Origin of the sequence: Shimia isoporae (assembly GCF_004346865.1) — a bacterium.
GTDB classification, from domain to species: Bacteria; Pseudomonadota; Alphaproteobacteria; order Rhodobacterales; family Rhodobacteraceae; genus Shimia; species Shimia isoporae.
In genome coordinates this window covers 252,465-269,120 of record NZ_SMGR01000001.1, presented here as the reverse complement: position 1 = coordinate 269,120, position 16,656 = coordinate 252,465, and the positions used below count along the sequence as shown (strand labels likewise).

Below are 16,656 nucleotides of genomic sequence, written 5' to 3'. Positions count from 1 at the left end.
CTCTGAGGGCGCCCTTTCAGTCTCTATCTGATCCGGCTCAAGCGTCTTTGGCGTTGGCGTAAAGCCAATCAAGCACCTCTTGCGCTTCTTCGCCTTCAAGGCCGGCATTCGGGAACATCGACTGAGTGATGGAATCCCACTCTTTCTTCGTGTGTCCTTTCGGATCACGCGGAACGTGGCAAAGCGTGCATTTCTCATAAAACAGCTTTTCGCCCGGCTCCATGTCCTCCAAGAGGCTTGCGACCGCGGTTTCCGCACGCTCCAAGCCGAACACAGAAGCTTCGAGCGTCATCTGCTCGTCAATCAATCGATCGTTCGCCAGATACGCCTTGTTCGGCCCTTCCACGTCGGTCGCTTTACGTAGCTTGGCCAGACAGGTGTTCGCAGTGGTCGCCTGCGACAGTCCGCTTGAAGGCCGGCTGGACGTCAAAATGTTGATCGCCCCCGAGTTACAACGTCCCTTGCTGTCATAGCTCAACCACGCGCCTTCATAGAGAGACACAACGCCTTCCATGATGTCCTCGCCAACGCGAGCGCCGACAATGATCGTGCCGCGATCGTTGTAAAGCTCCACCAAATCACCATCCTCAATGCCATGTTTGGCGGCATCGGCTTTGCTGACCTTGACCCATTCACGATCTTCGATGTTCATCTCGTCGCGCAGGTCCGCCTGCGCGAACTGACTGTGGATGCGGTTGTAGGGGTGCGGACTGACAACATGCACCATGTCCGGCTCCGGCGCGTTGCCGAGATACTCCGCTGGCTCCATCCAGGTCGGCATACCAGGGCAGTCGTCGATATTCATATCCGCAATATTCTGGCAGAAAATCTCGACCTTGCCCGATGCGGTCGCGAGCGGGTTGGCGTCCGGATCTTCGCGGAACGCTCCATGTCGCGTCCAGGTACGCTCCTCAGTCGGAGTGGGTACGCGGGCCACACCCACTTCCCAGAATTCGTCAAAGTCCATGTACTCCGAGGCCGTGGATTTGTCATAGGACTGTTCGATGATGTCCATGACTTCCATATTGTCAGTGAAACCTTCCTCCACACCAAAGAGTGCCGCGAGACGTCTGAAGATTTCAAAGTCGGGAAGACTTTCACCAATCGGTTCGATCACCTTGCGGAAGGCATAAACCTTGTCTTTGGAATATGTACCACCAGAACCAATCTCGTTGGTTTCCAGCGTCGTACAGGCCGGTAGAACAATGTCGGCAAACTGCGCAGAAGCCGTCCACCAACAATCCTGAACAACAACCGTGTGCACTTTCTGCAAGGCCCGGAGCAGTTCGTTCACGTCCTGCTGGTGCGAAGCAAAGTTGTTGCCCGCGTTATAGACCATCTGCACGTCCGGATAGTTATATGTCGTGCCGTTGCGTGTGAACTCCTTACCAGGGTTCAGCAGCATCTCGTTAATGCGGCTTGCGGGACAAATTCCCGGCGCACGGTTGCGGCCTTGTGGCAGTCCACCCGGTGCAATTGCTTGTGCGAAAAGCGCACCGCCCTGCCCCCAGTGCCAGCTGAAACCAACGCCGCCGCCCGGAAGACCGAACTGGCCGGTGAAGCAGCTGAATGCCGTGATTGCCCAATACGGCATTTCGCCGTGGTGCGCGCGCTGAATCGACCAGCTTCCACCGATCTGTGTGCGTTTGTTGTTCGCGTTGTTGGCAAGCGCGCGGATCTTCTGCGCGGGAATGCCGGTGATCTCTGCCGCCCACTCCGGTGTCTTGCGAATACCGTCGTCCTTGCCCTGAAGGTAATCGACGTACTTCTCCCAGCCGACGGTGTATTTCTTGAGGAATTCCTCGTCGTGCTTTTTACGGTCCACGAGGTGATAGGTCATCGCCATGAACAAGGCTGTGTCTGTGTTCGGAATGATTTTCACCCATTCCGCGTCCAACCAGTCCGCCGTGGTCGTCTGCTGCGGATCAATCGAGATGAACTTGACGCCCGCCTCGCGGATCGCTTCCCACTTCGGGAACATGGAGTGGTCAGTCACCCCACCTTCAGCACGGCCGTTCTTGTGCGGGTCTACGCCCACCAGAATGAACTGCTCCGTGTTTTGCAAAAGCTGCCACCACGACGTCTGGCGTGAATAGACTTCCATGTCACCCACGACGTGCGGCATCAAAATTTGGGCCGCGCCGCCCGAGTAATCACCCACTGTGACAGAACAGCCGCCGATCAGATTGAAGAAACGGCCCTGAAGCACGTTCGGCGTCAATACACCGCCATGGGCCCAGGCGCCGTAAGACGATGAGAAGATGGCGTCGTTGTCATGTGTCTCCAGCGTGTCGAGAATGGCCTTGGCTGTCAGGCCCAGCGCGGTGTCCCAATCTACCCGCACCCACTCGTCCTTGGCGCGCAAATCGGTCCGCCGGTCGCCATCCAGCCCCTCAAGATAGGACTTACGAACGTAGGGATACTCGATGCGTGTCGGCGAATACGTCCGGCTGACGGCACCACGCGACACCATATGAGTCGGCCGTGGATCATACTCCGTACGTGGGATTGCCTTAACAAACTCGCCGTCCTCAACCATTGCCCAAAACGCACCGTATTGCTCCGCGTGGGGAATAAAACTCACGTTACGCGCAGCGCCATCCGCGGCGGCAAAAAGGGGTGAACTTGTCAGCGGGGCAAAAGCAGCGGCCGCTGTACCTGATTTCAATAGCTGGCGTCTGGACAGAGTCATCGTCTATTCCTCATAATCTGTAATTCCCAAATCGTCAGATACGGGCCACTCCACCAAAAATATTGGCTGGTCTATGGACGGAGCCGGCATCGTCTCATCGACGCTAGCATGGCTTTTGAAATTCACAAACCTTTCGGATCGGCCGGATGATCACAATTCATCCAACGGTTGCACGCTGAAACAACGGCTCCAAACCTCTGATTCCTTGCGCGCCGGACCAAAGCCTTAACAGGGCCTTAAGCAAGCTCTGCATCGACCGTTTCAAACCGGCAGATCTACCATTCTCCAAAAATTTAAGATGTGATTTTTCGGCTTCTTTTCAGTGACTAAGCACCAATTTCCCTGGGGCCGGACCGTCAGTAACGCGGTGTTAATGGAGTATGCCTACGTTCCGCAAAACAAGCCTGAACTCTGTAAGCGATAGTTACCCGAAATGTGCCCAACTGATCAAATTAGTACCGCAGGCCAAATCGACCTGCCCAAGACCCTGGACCATTCCCATGCCACGGCGCTCCGCGCGCAACTCGAGGCTCTGCGAGGCCAATCGGTCACGCTCGACGCACAGGCTTGCCAGTTCATCGGCGGTGCTGGTGCAGAATTGCTCCTGGCTGCCCACGCTGAATGGTCCGACGCAAGCGTCGATTTCACCGTTCAGAACATGTCCGAAAAATTTGTTGCAGGGGTGTCCAACCTGGGCCTGCAACAGACAGCACTCTTCCAAGAGGTATCCCAAGAATGACAAAAATTTTGGCCATCGATGATTCCCGCACGATGCGGGCGATGCTGGAATCCGCCCTGACCGAAGCAGGGATGGATGTTGATCTGGCAGAAGACGGTGTCGAAGGACTCGAAGTCCTGCCCGGCTCCGCGCCTGACCTGGTGATCACGGACATCAACATGCCGCGCCTCGACGGCTTCGGCCTGATCGAAGGCGTCCGCGCAAAGCCGGAAAACGCCTCGCTGCCGATCCTCGTGCTGACCACCGAAAACGGTGACGCCCTCAAACAGCGTGCCCGTGACGCCGGAGCCACCGGCTGGATCGTGAAACCATTTGACGCAGAAAAACTAGTGGCGGTTATCAACCGCTTGGTTGTCTGAAAGGAGAACCGTTATGTCCGATCTTCGTGACATGTTCTTTGAGGAATGCGACGACCTGATGGAGGTTCTCTCCACCGGTCTCGATGACCTCCAGAACGGCAATGGCGATGCAGAAACCATCAACGCCATGTTCCGCTCCGTACACTCCATCAAAGGTGGTGGCGGCGCATTCGGCTTGGACCGTCTGATCAACTTCGCCCACGCCTTCGAGAATGTGCTCGAAGACCTGCGGTCGGAAAAGATCGAAGCGGACCCAGGCCTCATCGCCTTGATGTTCTCGTCCTTTGACCACCTGAGCGATCTGGTGGATGCCGCACGCGACGAAGTCGACATTCCGGAAGACGCTGGTGCCTCCATTCTGGCTGACCTGCATCAAGTCTCCGCACCTGAAGGTGGTGCTGGCGGTGAAGAAGCTGCAGAAGTTGACTCGGCCGACTTTGTGCCTCTGACACTGGACATCGGCGGCGACGACGACACACTCGCCCCCCTGCCCGATCTCGACTTTGATCTGGGCGGCGCTGCCGAAGACAGCAACGGCACCTTGGCCTATGTCATTGAATTCTCTGCGGATCCGGGTCTCTATGCCCGCGGACACGACCCCGCGCTTCTATTCCGGGCACTGGCCGATCTTGGCGAGTTGACCGTGAATGCGGACACCTCCGAAGTTCTGCCTCTCAACGAAGTTGGGGAATCCTTCGCGGGCCTGAAATGGACGCTTGAACTGATCCCGGCCGAAAGCACCACCGAAGACGACGTGCGCGAAGTGTTCGAATTCGTGGAAAGCCAGTGCGTGCTGGACGTCTCCACCACTTTCGTCGAGGGCGAAGCCCCTGCAGGCCTCCCCGATCTTCCAGATCTGGACGCGCCTGCCGAGCTTCCGCCGCTGGAAGACATTGCAGCGCCCGAGGCCGCACCGGCCCCGATCGCAGAAGCACCCGCGCCTGTCGCCAAGCCGTCCACAAAACCGGCGGAGGCAAAACCGGCGGCCGCAAAAAAGTCTGAACCGCGCAACAGCACGATCCGTGTTGATCTGGACCGTGTCGACCGTCTCATCAACCTCGTGGGGGAGCTGGTCATCAGCGAAGCCATGTTGCGCCAGTCGATGAACGAATTGCCTGTTTCTGCCAACAGTTCGGTGAGTGAGGCCATTGGCCAGCTCAAGACCCTGTCCGGCGTTCTACAGGAAAGCGTTATGGCGATCCGCGCACAGCCCGTGCGTGGCCTGTTCCAGCGGATGTCCCGGATTGTGCGTGAATCTTCCCGTACTGCTGGCAAGGACGCCCGTATGTTGGTGATCGGCGACAGCACGGAAGTCGACAAAACGGTCACTGAACGCTTGGTCGAACCGCTTACCCACATGATCCGCAACTCGGTGGACCATGGTCTGGAAACTGCGGAAGACCGTGTTAAGGCGGGCAAACCGGCGCAAGGGACGATCAAACTCGAAGCCGCGCACCGTTCCGGTCGCGTTGTGATTTCTCTGTCCGACGACGGCGCAGGTATCAACCGCGAGAAAGTTCGTCGCATCGCAGAAGAGCGCGGGCTGGTCCGTCCCGAAGACGACCTGACCGACTCCGACGTGGACAACCTGTTGTTCCGCCCCGGTTTCTCCACTGCGGATGCGGTTTCCGAACTGTCGGGACGCGGCGTCGGTCTGGATGTGGTTCGCAGCGAAATCCAGGCACTTGGTGGCCGGATCAACCTGCAATCCGAGCCGGGCAAAGGCACCTTGATGACCATCTCGCTGCCACTGACGCTGGCTGTGATGGAAGGCATGCTTGTCACCATCGAAGGCGAGTCTCTCGTGGTACCAACGGTGGCTCTGCGCGAAACGCTGCAGCCGGGTCAGGCAAATGTGCATGACTTCTGCGAAGGCGACCGCGGCCTGTCGATGAATGGCGAAATCCTCCCCATCGTCGATCTTGGCGAGGCACTCGGCTTCCGCAGACCGCTGGAAAACCTGGAAAACCAGGCGCTCCTGCTGATCGAAGGCGAAAGCGGCCGGCGCTCGGCACTGGCCGTCGACACCATCATCGAACAGCGCGAAGTCGTGATCAAAGGTTTGGAGCAGAACTATCAATCCATCCCCGGCATCGCAGCCGCCACCATTCTCGGCAACGGCAAAATTGCCCTGATTGTCGACACAGACCAAATGATCCCCGCCGCAGGCAAAAGCCAGCTGAGCCTGCTCAAGGGTCAAGAACATGCAGAGGTAGCCTGATATGACTGAGCAAATTACCGAAGAACAAACCGCAGATCGTATCGAGATCGTTTCCTTCACCATCGGCGAGCAGGCATTCTGCCTCGACATTGGCCATGTCCTGGAAATCCGCGGTTGGACCAGCACAACAACCCTGCCGCACGCGCCGGAATACGTGGTTGGCATGATGAACCTGCGCGGCGCAGTGCTGCCGGTAATGGATCTGTCCATGCGCCTCGGCCTGGGCAAAACCGTACCGGAATCACGTTCGGTGATCATCATCGCGCACATCGATCAGAAAAGCGTCGGCTTCCTGGTAGACGCGGTCTCCAACATCCTGACCGTTAACCCGACCGACATGCAGCCCACTCCTGAAGTGTCTTCGGCAAAAACCGCGGCCTTCATCAAGGGCGTTTACACGCTGGATGAAACCATCGTCCGCGCCATCGACGTGCATCAAATCATGCCTCAGGAAAAACTGGTCGCAGCATGACGCAGAATCTAGGCCATATGCTTGAGGACGGAACCATCAGCGACGGCGATTTCGCCCGTATTGCTGGTCTCGTTCGCGCCATGACGGGTATCGACCTGCAACCGCACAAGCGTGCGATGGTTGCGGCCCGTCTCGCGAAACGCCTGCGGGCGACCGGCATTTCGTCGGTCTCCGAGTATTGCAGCCGTCTCGAAAACGGTACTGCCGGCGCCGAAAAAGATCATTTCGTCAACGCCTATACGACCAATATGACGCGCTTTAACCGCGAAGAGCACCACTTCGAGCATCTGGCAGAACACACGCTGCCGGCGCTGATCGACAAAGCCCGTCGCGGCGGTCGCGTCCGCATCTGGTCCGCTGGTTGTTCGAGCGGCGAAGAGCCATATGGCCTGGCATTCCACGTTTTGGACCTGTGTCCGGACGCACACAAGTACGACATCAAGATTCTGGCCACTGACATCGATCTGGAAATTCTGGATCGCGCCGCAACCGGCCACTACCCCCGCATGTCGACAGAAACTCTGGATGCGAAACAGGCCTCCGCGTATTTCGAGCCGGTTCAGGGCAAAACCGACCAGATGTCGGTTGTCGGTGCTGCGCGCAACCTGATCGCCTTCCGCCAGTTGAACCTCCACGGCGACTGGCCCTTCAGCGGCAAGTTCGACGTAATCATCTGCCGGAACGTGGCCATCTACTTTGATGTTCCGACCCAAAGCAAGCTCTGGCGCCGTTTTGGCGAAGCGCTGACTGACGACGGTTCGCTCTTCATCGGCCACTCCGAAGGCATCGATGCGGATAACGCCGACCGTTTTGAAACTGTGGGCAGAGGCGTCTTCAAAACGACCCGCGCGCACCAAAAATCCGCTGGAAACGGCAAATCCTTAGAAATGGGGAAAGCAGTATGAGCCTGAAAGACAAACTCCACGTCATGGTTGTTGATGACATGTCCACAAGCCGCGGCCTTATCACACAGGCGCTGGATGAAATCGGCATCGTCAACTACCGCACCGAAAACAACGGTCAATCCGCGTGGCGCAGCCTGGCACAACGTCCGGTTCACCTCGTGCTGTCGGACTACAACATGCCCGAGATGGACGGTCTGCAGCTGCTGCATGCCATCCGTTCGCACAAGCCGATTGCCCGCACCGGTTTCATCCTGATCACCGGTCGTGCCGACCCCGAAACCATCAACCACGGCGTCAAGCTGGGCATGAACAACTTCATCAAGAAGCCGTTCCAGACCGCCCAACTCAAAGCCTGCATCGAGAAAGTAGTTGGCGCGCTCTAAGCGCGCCTTCGGGGGACGACTATGACCACAAGATCCACCGCAGATTTGCTGGCCACCATCGCAGAAGATGTTTCTGAAATGGCAAGCGTCGCACACTCACTCGACGCTCTCACCAGCGAACTGGACCTGACACACGCGGATCAGAACAAGATCCGCGACCTGCAAAGGGTGGATGCGCTGTTCCAGCACCTGGACGACGTTTCTGTGCTCCTGCGCAAGATGTCAGCCATGATCGGAAGCGGCCCCGACCTGGACACCGGCGCTCTTAGCAACGCCATTCGGCTGGACTACCTGAAGTCCCGCCTGACCGAAAATACCACCGTCGCAATGGCCCCGGCCGTCTCTGGCGACGTGAACCTGTTTTGACCGACGAGCCTCTGGAGGCAGACATGAACGCGATCTCGAAAATCACTCCGGCCCGCGGCGCCGATGAACGGGCTGTCCCGCGCGAAGCGGTACTGACGTCCGCAACCGACCCCCGTGGTGTAATCACTTTTGCTGGCACAGATTTCCGCGAAGTCGCGGAATACACGGCCGAGCAGCTGCTCAACGCACCGCACAAAATCGTGCGCCACGCCGACATGCCCAAAGGGGTGTTCCACTTGCTTTGGGACACAATCAAAACCGGCAAGCCGATCTGTGCATACGTCAAGAACCGCACCTCCTCCGGTCAATACTATTGGGTTCTTGCCAACGTAACCCTGACCGAAGACGGGTACATGTCTGCCCGCATCCACCCGGAGACCGAGTACTTTGAGATCGCCAAGGAACTCTACGCCGAAATGCTGAAGCTCGAGGCCGCCGGAAAAACACCGGAAGAAAGCGCAAACTGGCTTCTGGAACAGTTGGCGGCCAAAGGAATTCCCGACATCGAGACCTTTAGCGTGCTTGCGCTGGACGCCGAGTTCAAAAAGCGCGGCATCGTTTTGCCCAGCAGCGAAACAGCCTTCTCTCTGATGGACGAAATTCTCGAACTGGTCACCGACATGCGCCAACTGGCGCAGGACATCGAAACCGGCTTCAAACGTGTTCGCGGCGAACCGGTAAACCTGCGCATTCTCGCGGGTCGTCTCGAAGGCGCCGGCGCGGCACTTGGAACGATCTCGCAAAACTACGATGCCATGGCGCAGGAAATGTACGAACTCCTGGGTCGTCTTTATGGCAACAACTCCGGCGCCTTGCAGGATATGCACGTTGCCGTGTCCCACGGTCGCGCGGCACAGCAATTTTCCCAGCTTCTCAAAGAGGCCGTTACCCGTGAGCAAGACCATCTGGTCGAAGGCAACCCTGCGGGCTTGTTGACTGCCCAGCAAGCGCGTCTGGACAACATTTGCGCTCAGCGCATCCGGGAAATTGCCAATGCAGGTAAACCTATCCCTGATATCTGCCGAAGCCTGCGCCGTCGAATCAACGGCCTCGATGTTGTGAAACTGCTTTGCAAAGTCGAAAGCGGGCGTATGCGTGATGTTGACAGCGGTCTGGACGGTATCATCGAACGCCTGCAAGCCTTCCACGACAACACAGATCGTGGACTTGCAGAGCTTTCTTCGAAGGCCTCTCAAATTCAGCAGAAAATGAGTGCCTTTTAATCTGAAAAGGCTCCTGCCCGTTTAACGCGCCAATAACGCTTAACAAGTAAATCAGTATCAAAGTCCCTGACCCATACCCCTTCTCAGGGCTCTGTAAACGAACGGAAAAACGATGTCCGCCATGACCAAAATTCGCACGAGATTCTCTAAACTTGGCATTCAGGCCAAGATCGCCCTTGTGATCGGTGCCGCTTGCATTCTAGCAGTCGGTGCTGGCTTTGTTGCGCAATACAATCAACGCCTTGCAGCGCTGCAGGAGACGCAGACGCAGGTCGCTGAACTGATGACCCGCGCGGTTTCCGGTCAAATTAGGGATCTGGTTGAAAACGGTCAAGGTGAGGTCATCCATGACCAGCTGAAACCGGGTTTGAAAAACTATCCGCAAATTCTGACGGTCTATCTGAACACGCCGGAAGGCGAGCTCACAACTGTTACCAAAGACGGATTTGACGCCGCCCCGGCCAAACCGCTGATCGACGACTTCGCAGCCAAGTTGTCCCGCGACGGCAAGGCGGAATTGCTCCGCACCCAAGAGTACGCTATCAACGGGATTTCCATCGTCGGCAGCGACGGCAAAAGCGTTGCGGGCAACATGGTCATTGTCTGGGACATGGCACCTATCTACAGCGCCGCGATGCAGGCTCAGTTGATGGCGTCTGTCGCAAGCATGATTGCCGCGCTGGTGGCTATGGGATTGATCCTTTGGCTGGTTGGCCGCATGGCGATCCGTCCGATGCTCGCAATTGGTGATTCCATGGAACGCATTGCCGCACATGACTACGATCACGACGTTCCCTTTGGTGACCGCGGTGACGAAATCGGCCAGATGTCGCAACGCCTGACTTTCTTCCGGGACACTTTGTCCGAGGAATCCCAGCTGCGCGCCATGCGCGCCAAAGAAGACAACAAACGTCAGGAACTCGTGTCCCGCCTCGCCGAAGGTCTGGCAGACCTCGCCGACGGCCGTGTGGACCGCTCCATCGACATGGGCCAGTTTGAACATGGCCAGGACGGCATCGAAATCATCAACGACTACAACCAGGTAGTCACCAACCTGCGCGACATCTTGATGACTGTCACCACCACTGCCGAGAACGTTCGCAACAGTTCCGAAGAGATCGCGGAAGTGGTTATCGACCAATCCAAGCGCTCTGAAGCGCAGGCCGTGACCCTCGAGGAATCTGCCGCCGCCATCGAAAGCCTCTCCGGCTCTGTTGAACAAACCGCCAAGAGCGCGGCTGAAGCCAACACCCGCATTCTCGAAAACCGGGTTCAGGCGACTTCCGGCGGCAAGGTTGTCGAACAGACTGTCGAAGCGATGAAAAACATCGAAGCATCCTCCGAGCAGATCACCGCGATCATCGGTGTGATTGACGACATCGCGTTCCAGACCAACTTGCTTGCCTTGAACGCCGGCGTCGAAGCCGCCCGGGCAGGCGAAGCTGGCCGTGGCTTCGCGGTGGTTGCCTCCGAAGTCCGTGCCCTGGCACAACGTGCCTCCTCCAGCGCGAACGAAATCAAGGAACTGATCACCCGCTCCGGCGAACAGGTCACCAACGGCAGCCGCCTTGTAAACGAAGCAGGCACCGCCCTGAACGAAATTATCGGCGGCATCAGCCAGGCATCGGAACTGGTGTCCCAGATCGCATCGGTCTCTCGTGAACAAGCCAACAACTTGTCCGAAATCCGTGACGGTGTGACCGAGCTGGACCGCGTAACACAACGCAACGCCGCAATGATCGAGGAAAGCTCTGCCGCAAGCCGCAACCTGAGCGAAGAAGCCGGACGCCTGACCGAAACACTGGGTGCTTTCACCCTGTCGGAGGACGGACACCAGGAGCGCGCACATGTCGCTCAGCCGGCAGAACAGCAGGAAACGATCCAATCCTGGGACGAAGACCTCGAGCAGGACTCTGCACCTGCGGAAGGCTCTTTCGAAGACGCGCACGACACCGAAGCCGCTTTTGAGGCCGAGGAAGGCATCGTGGAAGAAGAAGCACCGAAAGAAGAGCAGCCGGTGATCGAATTCTCGTCGCGCAATCACCGCGCTCAAGCGGTCAACGAACCCGACGCATGGGCTGATTTCTGATCGTGTCTCTGTCACTCCAACGCAATACTCCGCGGCGAGCGGAGGCCACGGCCTCCGCTGCCCGGACCAGCACTTCGAAAGTCGCCATGAGCCACAACCACTCACACGCCATTATCGGGTTCCGTACGCAGGCCCTTCTGCAGGGAGACGTACAAGTCTCCACCGACCCCGAACTGGTCATCACCACGATGCTGGGCAGCTGTGTCGCTGCCTGCATGTGGGATGAAGTGGCCGGCATCGGTGGCATGAACCACTTTCTGCTGCCCGGCAACGACCCGAATTCGCAGGGCGCCGTGAAAGAAGGTGTTCACGCGATGGAGCTTCTGGTGAACGGCCTCATTCAGGCGGGCGCCAGCCGCGACCGGATGAAAGTAAAACTGCTGGGCGGTTCCAAGATGTTCAACAGCCGCATCGACATCGGCGCCAAGAATGCCGAATTCGCCATGTGGTTCGTGCGCAACGAAGGCTTTGAGCTTGTGGATTGCTGCCTCGGCGGGCAACGCGGGCGCAACATCCGTTTCTGGCCCGTTGGCGGCCGCATCCAACGCCGGTTCATGAACGAATCCAGTTCTGTGATGGAAGAGACCAGCCGCGCTTCCGAACGCCGAAGGGCCGTCAAGCACGACGACAATTCGGGCGAAGTACAGCTCTTCTGAGCCTTACACTCGAACACATTTCAAGGGGCCGCTTCTCGCGGCCCTTTTTTCGCCCAATACATTTTACGAATTTTTTCGATTTATCGGTTGAATTTCCCCACGCGGAGCCCACTTACCACTCACAAAGCGGAATTTAGTCAAATCACCCGGACTGACGACCCCAAAACCTCCCCGCGCTTCAACCTGCAACTAATTGGACCCCAAAAAATGCGCTTCACCAACATCACGGCCCCCCGCCCGTTTGCCATCCTTGGCATCACACTTGCATGCGCAATGGCCACTCCCGTCTCAGCGGTCACTTTCAAAGGCCCTGACGCCAACTTCCTCGCAGCTGCCGAAAGCATCGGTATGACCGGTGAAACTTGGGAAACGCCCGAACTCATCGCCGCCGCGATGCCGCATGTCTACAAATTCTCCCACAGCTATACGCTCCATAAGGGAGACTATGTCCGTCATCTAAAACAAAGCTCCGCGCCGATGGACCTTGCCAAAATTCTGGTACGTGATTTTGACGGCACACTGTCGGCGCAGGACTTTCTTCTCAACCGGATGCAGAACCATAACGCCGTGATCCTGAAGAATGGCGAGGTCATGCACGAGCACTATGGCAATGGCCTGACGGAACACGCACCGCATCTGGATATGTCCGTGTCCAAGTCTTTCACCGCCATGGCCGCGGCCATCGCTGTCGACAAAGGCCTTATGGGCTGGAACGATCTCGCAATCGACTACGTACCCGAGCTACTGGGCACAGCCTTCAAGGCCGCAACCGTGCAGGAAATCTCCGACATGCGCACCGCAGTGGTCCTGGCTGCTGGCACCGTCGAGAAATACTGGGATACCCGCCTCTCTGACGCCCAAGGCTACTATGGTCAGGAAAAATCCGCCCCATACCCCAACGGGACACTCGATTTCTTCCCCCTGATCACTGAGCGGCAGAACTACGCTATGGGCGAGAAATACGACTATCAGGACGTCAATTCAGAATTGCTCGGCCTGATTGTTGATCGCGCAAGCGGGGAAAGCTTCACAAATATTCTGGAGCGCGACTTGCTGCAAAAGGCCGGTGTCGCCGCCGACGCGCATTTCATGTCCGACAAAAAGGGGCTCGCGATGGGCTCCACCGGCTTGAACATGGCCACCAAGGATCTCGCCCGGGTCGGCCTTCTCTTCCTGAATGAAGGTCGAAACGAGAAGGGCGAGCAAGTCATCCCAGAAGACTTCGTCGCGAACCTTTGGGAAGGCAATGACATCGTCCGCAGCGCCTGGCTCAAAGGCAAGGAATCCGCTCTGGCAGGCGGTCACTACAAAGACCAATTCCGCGTTCTGGAAATAGGCGACAAACGCATCCTCGCGATGATTGGCGTAAACGGCCAGGTCTGCGCAATGCACAAAGAAACAAATTCGGTGATCGCATTGAACGGCGCTTACCCTATGGCGGAAACTCCCCGCTTCGCGATGATGCAGTTCCACCAGTTGATACCGTCACTGATTGATGCGTTGGCGGACTAATCTGAAAAACAACATACGTCTGCGCCGCGACTTCGGGGCGCCTGACAACTACCTAAAAAACGAAACCGCCCCAAAGGGCGGTTTTTCATTTTCAAATCTGTTTGAAGATTTGGTGCGGTCGAGAAGACTCGAACTTCCACTCCGGTTAAGGAACAGCGACCTCAACGCTGCGCGTCTACCAATTCCGCCACGACCGCACTTGCCCTGGTGGGTGAGGGGCTAATACCCACCCTTTGCAGGGATGTGAAGCGAAAAATACAGGGAATTTGTATTTTGTTGGCACAAGCCCGCCAACAGGACAGCACGGGCATTTCTCCGCTGGCCGGACGCGGGTCAGCCCGAGATTTCTCTTCCGCTAATATGAGAAATTCAAACCTTCGGAGTGTTGATCAGGAGAACAGCACAAGTCCGAGAACGCCGACCGGCACGACGCACATTGCCGGCAGCAACCACCAGCCCGGAGCCATCCGCTCGACGTCGCCCGTAGCCGTGATGTCGTCGAAGTAGTCCAATACCTCTTGCGGCAACGACGGCGCAAAACCGTCACGGATTTCTTCGTCACGCGGAAACAGGTTTGAACCGTCTGGCATATCTGGGTGCTCCTTGAGCAGGCTATCCACGTCGAGCTGTTCCCGAAAGGAAATCCCGACATCCGAACCGGAATTCTCCGGCATGCCTAAGATATAGGGAGCAAACGTTAACTTGGAGCTACCAAACTCCTTAAAACTTGCCAGAGTCTGTGTTTTGCGCGCCATTCCGCCCGTTTGGCAATTTGTCACCGGCGAACCGTTGCGCAATCCGCACCCTGGACGCGCAGGTGACATACCCGGCCACCTGCCCTAAATGTCCTGCAAACGTATCATTTCGGGAACCGCACATGGTGGAATGGATCATCAGCAACGGTCTGACGGATTATGACGAGGCCGTCGCCTTCATGGAGGCGCGTGCCGAAGCGATTCACAAAGGCGACGCCGAAGAGTGTATCTGGCTGGTGGAGCATCCGCCGCTGTACACGGCGGGAACGTCGGCACGCATAGAAGATCTTAAGGATCCGGATCGCTTTCCTGTCTACACGTCAAAACGAGGCGGGCAGTATACCTATCACGGCCCCGGACAACGCGTGGCCTACGTCATGCTCGATCTCAACAAACGCGGCAAGGACGTCCGACGTTTTGTCGAAAAGCTCGAGGAATGGGTGATCGCGACGCTGGATGAGTTCAATCTGCGGGGCGAAATCCGCGAAGGTCGCGTCGGCGTCTGGATCGAACGCGATGACAAGCCGCTGACGATCTCCGGCCAGAAAGCCGAAGACAAGATCGCCGCCATTGGCATTCGCCTGCGAAAATGGGTGAGCTTTCACGGCATTTCGATCAACGTCGAACCGGATCTGGCGCATTTTGACGGCATTGTGCCCTGCGGAATCACTGAATTCGGGGTAACCTCCCTCGTGGATATGGGCCTTCCGGTCACCATGGATGATCTCGATCTGGCACTCCGGCGCCGCTTTGAGACAACCTTTGGCGAAGCCCCGGAAGGCTGATCGAAAATCCGCCGAATGCGTTAACGGCAAACCCCATAGTTAACAAAGCCTTAACCCGCGCTCGGCGGCGCTCCACACACCTTGCGGCAAGGCTCCGCCAACGCGATTTGCACAGTCGTCTCAGAGGCATAAGTCCATGGCACCGCACCAACCCGGTGCGCACAATAACCCTGGACCTGCAAAGGACGACATAATGAAAAAAGCAACAACCATGACCGCAGCAGCCGTGGCAGCCAGCCTTCTCGCAGCCCCTGCTTTCGCCCATGACTGGACAGGTTTCTACGCTGGTGGCCAACTCAACTACAGCGATGACAGCATCGCCGGATCATCAGCAACCAGCTGGAACGGTGGCGTCCAAGCTGGCTACAATCACGATTTCGGCGGCTGGGTCGTCGGTGGTGAAGCCGAAATGAAATTCCCGGGCTCCGACCTCGGCGGCGCGAAATTCAATGACTCCATCGCACTCAAAGCACGCGTCGGCTACGACCTCAACGGCACGCTGGTCTACGGTACGATTGGCGGCGTGCGCGGCAACATGGGCCTCGGTGGCGTGGACGTTTCCAGCAACGGCTTGGTCTACGGCATCGGCGTCGAGCGTCCGCTGTCCGGCAACTGGACGGTCGGTGCCGAAGTTCTGCAAAGCGAATACAGCAACTTCGCGAGCTCCGGCAGCAGCTTCTACGACACCTCCGCATCGGTGCGTGTGAACTACCGCTTCTGACATTCCAACCTGTCAAAGCGCGTACCCCTTCGGCGTGTCGTCAGCGACACCCCGAGGGGGTTTTTCTTTGCTCGGGCCCTGACGCGCCCCTCTTCCTGTTCACATGAGATGTGTTAAGCTGCCGCCATTGCCCCCGAAGACGGACAGATTGTCGCCTTCGCGATATTTGCCCTGCTTTCAGGAACCTAACTGATAGACTACGTCCCACAGGACCGCGACGAACACGATTCTAGCTTGATAAGGTCAGAGAGATGAAAACCGTATTTGCACTGGCAGCAGCCACCCTTGCCCTCGCAGCGCCCGCCTTCGCCGAAGGTGACGTCGCCGAAGGCGAAAAGAACTTCAAGAAATGTAAAGCCTGTCACATGATCGTCTCCCCGGAAGGTGAAGAGATCTACAAAGGCGGCAAGACCGGCCCCAACCTTTATGGCGTTGTCGGCCGCGTTGCCGGCTCGACCGACTTTAAATACGGCGACGGCCTGAAAGAAGCAGGCGAAGCCGGCTTTGTCTGGACCGCCGAAGAACTGGTCGCATACTCCGCTGATCCGAAAGCGTGGCTGAGCGACAAGGGTTTTTCCAACAAATCCAAGATGAGCTACAAGCTGAAGAAAGGTGGCGAAGATGTTGTCGCCTACCTGATGTCAGTCGCGCCGGCGCCTGAAATGGAAGGTGGCGAAGAAGAGAAGTCCGAATAAGACATCTCTCGCGGTGAAATTCGGGCACCCGTCGCACTCCGTTGCGGCGGGTGTTTTTGTCAGAACCCTTGCCAACCGACGTC

Annotated in this window: 16 protein-coding genes and 1 tRNA gene; 14 read left to right on the top strand and 3 right to left on the bottom strand. The window is 57.5% G+C overall.

Going from position 1 to position 16,656, the window contains the following annotated elements; all coding sequences use genetic code 11:
• Positions 1 to 37 precede the first annotated feature (37 nt).
• Positions 38 to 2,692, bottom strand: coding sequence for a molybdopterin-dependent oxidoreductase (locus BXY66_RS01365; protein ID WP_132858389.1), 2,655 nt, complete (start codon positions 2,690 to 2,692; stop codon positions 38 to 40).
• A gap of 433 nt (positions 2,693 to 3,125) precedes the next feature.
• Here BXY66_RS01365 and BXY66_RS01360 point away from each other — a divergent pair, with 433 nt between their 5' ends.
• From BXY66_RS01360 to BXY66_RS01310, 11 genes are all read left to right on the top strand, one after another.
• Complete coding sequence (locus tag BXY66_RS01360) at positions 3,126 to 3,431, top strand: STAS domain-containing protein (RefSeq protein ID WP_132858388.1); 306 nt, start codon at positions 3,126 to 3,128, stop codon at positions 3,429 to 3,431.
• On the top strand, positions 3,428 to 3,790 hold the full coding sequence (locus BXY66_RS01355) for a response regulator (RefSeq protein ID WP_132858387.1): 363 nt from the start codon (positions 3,428 to 3,430) through the stop codon (positions 3,788 to 3,790). The genes BXY66_RS01360 and BXY66_RS01355 overlap by 4 nt, the downstream gene beginning before the upstream one ends.
• Positions 3,791 to 3,803: 13 nt before the next feature.
• Complete coding sequence (locus BXY66_RS01350) at positions 3,804 to 6,011, top strand: chemotaxis protein CheA (protein WP_132858386.1); 2,208 nt, start codon at positions 3,804 to 3,806, stop codon at positions 6,009 to 6,011.
• Between the two features lies 1 nt (position 6,012).
• The gene (locus BXY66_RS01345) at positions 6,013 to 6,483 is read left to right on the top strand and encodes a chemotaxis protein CheW (protein WP_132858385.1); all 471 of its coding nucleotides are present in this window, start codon (positions 6,013 to 6,015) and stop codon (positions 6,481 to 6,483) included.
• Entirely contained in the window at positions 6,480 to 7,388 is a 909-nt protein-coding gene (locus tag BXY66_RS01340; RefSeq protein ID WP_132858384.1) for a CheR family methyltransferase, read from the top strand. The genes BXY66_RS01345 and BXY66_RS01340 overlap by 4 nt, the downstream gene beginning before the upstream one ends.
• A complete protein-coding gene (locus tag BXY66_RS01335) occupies positions 7,385 to 7,771 on the top strand; it encodes a response regulator (RefSeq protein WP_132858383.1) in 387 nt (128 codons plus the stop codon). The genes BXY66_RS01340 and BXY66_RS01335 overlap by 4 nt, the downstream gene beginning before the upstream one ends.
• Before the next feature lie 21 nt (positions 7,772 to 7,792).
• A complete protein-coding gene (locus BXY66_RS01330) occupies positions 7,793 to 8,137 on the top strand; it encodes a hypothetical protein (protein WP_132858382.1) in 345 nt (114 codons plus the stop codon).
• A 23-nt stretch (positions 8,138 to 8,160) separates the two neighbouring features.
• A complete protein-coding gene (locus BXY66_RS01325; protein WP_132858381.1) occupies positions 8,161 to 9,360 on the top strand; it encodes a PAS domain-containing protein in 1,200 nt (399 codons plus the stop codon).
• A gap of 121 nt (positions 9,361 to 9,481) precedes the next feature.
• Positions 9,482 to 11,449, top strand: coding sequence for a methyl-accepting chemotaxis protein (locus BXY66_RS01320; protein WP_165929077.1), 1,968 nt, complete (start codon positions 9,482 to 9,484; stop codon positions 11,447 to 11,449).
• Positions 11,450 to 11,535: 86 nt separating this feature from the next.
• Entirely contained in the window at positions 11,536 to 12,105 is a 570-nt protein-coding gene (locus BXY66_RS01315; RefSeq protein WP_132858379.1) for a chemotaxis protein CheD, read from the top strand.
• Positions 12,106 to 12,312: 207 nt separating this feature from the next.
• The gene (locus BXY66_RS01310; protein ID WP_132858378.1) at positions 12,313 to 13,617 is read left to right on the top strand and encodes a serine hydrolase domain-containing protein; all 1,305 of its coding nucleotides are present in this window, start codon (positions 12,313 to 12,315) and stop codon (positions 13,615 to 13,617) included.
• 110 nt (positions 13,618 to 13,727) lie between these two features.
• On the opposite strand, the gene BXY66_RS01305 is transcribed toward BXY66_RS01310, so the two are convergent.
• A tRNA-Leu gene (locus tag BXY66_RS01305) sits at positions 13,728 to 13,814 on the bottom strand.
• 192 nt (positions 13,815 to 14,006) lie between these two features.
• The gene (locus BXY66_RS01300) at positions 14,007 to 14,372 is read right to left on the bottom strand and encodes a hypothetical protein (protein ID WP_132858377.1); all 366 of its coding nucleotides are present in this window, start codon (positions 14,370 to 14,372) and stop codon (positions 14,007 to 14,009) included.
• 122 nt (positions 14,373 to 14,494) lie between these two features.
• On the opposite strand from BXY66_RS01300, the gene lipB reads away from it, so the two are divergent.
• From lipB to BXY66_RS01285, 3 genes are all read left to right on the top strand, one after another.
• Complete coding sequence (gene lipB, locus BXY66_RS01295; RefSeq protein WP_132858376.1) at positions 14,495 to 15,157, top strand: lipoyl(octanoyl) transferase LipB; 663 nt, start codon at positions 14,495 to 14,497, stop codon at positions 15,155 to 15,157.
• A 193-nt stretch (positions 15,158 to 15,350) separates the two neighbouring features.
• Positions 15,351 to 15,878: an outer membrane protein gene (locus tag BXY66_RS01290; RefSeq protein WP_165929076.1), complete on the top strand. Its 528-nt coding sequence runs from the start codon at positions 15,351 to 15,353 to the stop codon at positions 15,876 to 15,878.
• A gap of 251 nt (positions 15,879 to 16,129) precedes the next feature.
• Positions 16,130 to 16,573 (top strand): c-type cytochrome, encoded by a 444-nt coding sequence (locus BXY66_RS01285; protein WP_132858374.1) that lies wholly within the window; start codon positions 16,130 to 16,132, stop codon positions 16,571 to 16,573.
• Positions 16,574 to 16,656 lie beyond the last annotated feature (83 nt).

Bases quoted from the DNA above. Each gene is read 5' to 3' on its own strand.
- BXY66_RS01365 (WP_132858389.1), bottom strand. From the start codon at position 2,692: ATGACTCTGTCCAGACGCCAGCTATTGAAATCAGGTACAGCGGCCGCT.
- BXY66_RS01360 (WP_132858388.1), top strand. From the start codon at position 3,126: ATGTGCCCAACTGATCAAATTAGTACCGCAGGCCAAATCGACCTGCCC.
- BXY66_RS01355 (WP_132858387.1), top strand. From the start codon at position 3,428: ATGACAAAAATTTTGGCCATCGATGATTCCCGCACGATGCGGGCGATG.
- BXY66_RS01350 (WP_132858386.1), top strand. From the start codon at position 3,804: ATGTCCGATCTTCGTGACATGTTCTTTGAGGAATGCGACGACCTGATG.
- BXY66_RS01345 (WP_132858385.1), top strand. From the start codon at position 6,013: ATGACTGAGCAAATTACCGAAGAACAAACCGCAGATCGTATCGAGATC.
- BXY66_RS01340 (WP_132858384.1), top strand. From the start codon at position 6,480: ATGACGCAGAATCTAGGCCATATGCTTGAGGACGGAACCATCAGCGAC.
- BXY66_RS01335 (WP_132858383.1), top strand. From the start codon at position 7,385: ATGAGCCTGAAAGACAAACTCCACGTCATGGTTGTTGATGACATGTCC.
- BXY66_RS01330 (WP_132858382.1), top strand. From the start codon at position 7,793: ATGACCACAAGATCCACCGCAGATTTGCTGGCCACCATCGCAGAAGAT.
- BXY66_RS01325 (WP_132858381.1), top strand. From the start codon at position 8,161: ATGAACGCGATCTCGAAAATCACTCCGGCCCGCGGCGCCGATGAACGG.
- BXY66_RS01320 (WP_165929077.1), top strand. From the start codon at position 9,482: ATGACCAAAATTCGCACGAGATTCTCTAAACTTGGCATTCAGGCCAAG.
- BXY66_RS01315 (WP_132858379.1), top strand. From the start codon at position 11,536: ATGAGCCACAACCACTCACACGCCATTATCGGGTTCCGTACGCAGGCC.
- BXY66_RS01310 (WP_132858378.1), top strand. From the start codon at position 12,313: ATGCGCTTCACCAACATCACGGCCCCCCGCCCGTTTGCCATCCTTGGC.
- BXY66_RS01300 (WP_132858377.1), bottom strand. From the start codon at position 14,372: ATGGCGCGCAAAACACAGACTCTGGCAAGTTTTAAGGAGTTTGGTAGC.
- lipB (WP_132858376.1), top strand. From the start codon at position 14,495: ATGGTGGAATGGATCATCAGCAACGGTCTGACGGATTATGACGAGGCC.
- BXY66_RS01290 (WP_165929076.1), top strand. From the start codon at position 15,351: ATGAAAAAAGCAACAACCATGACCGCAGCAGCCGTGGCAGCCAGCCTT.
- BXY66_RS01285 (WP_132858374.1), top strand. From the start codon at position 16,130: ATGAAAACCGTATTTGCACTGGCAGCAGCCACCCTTGCCCTCGCAGCG.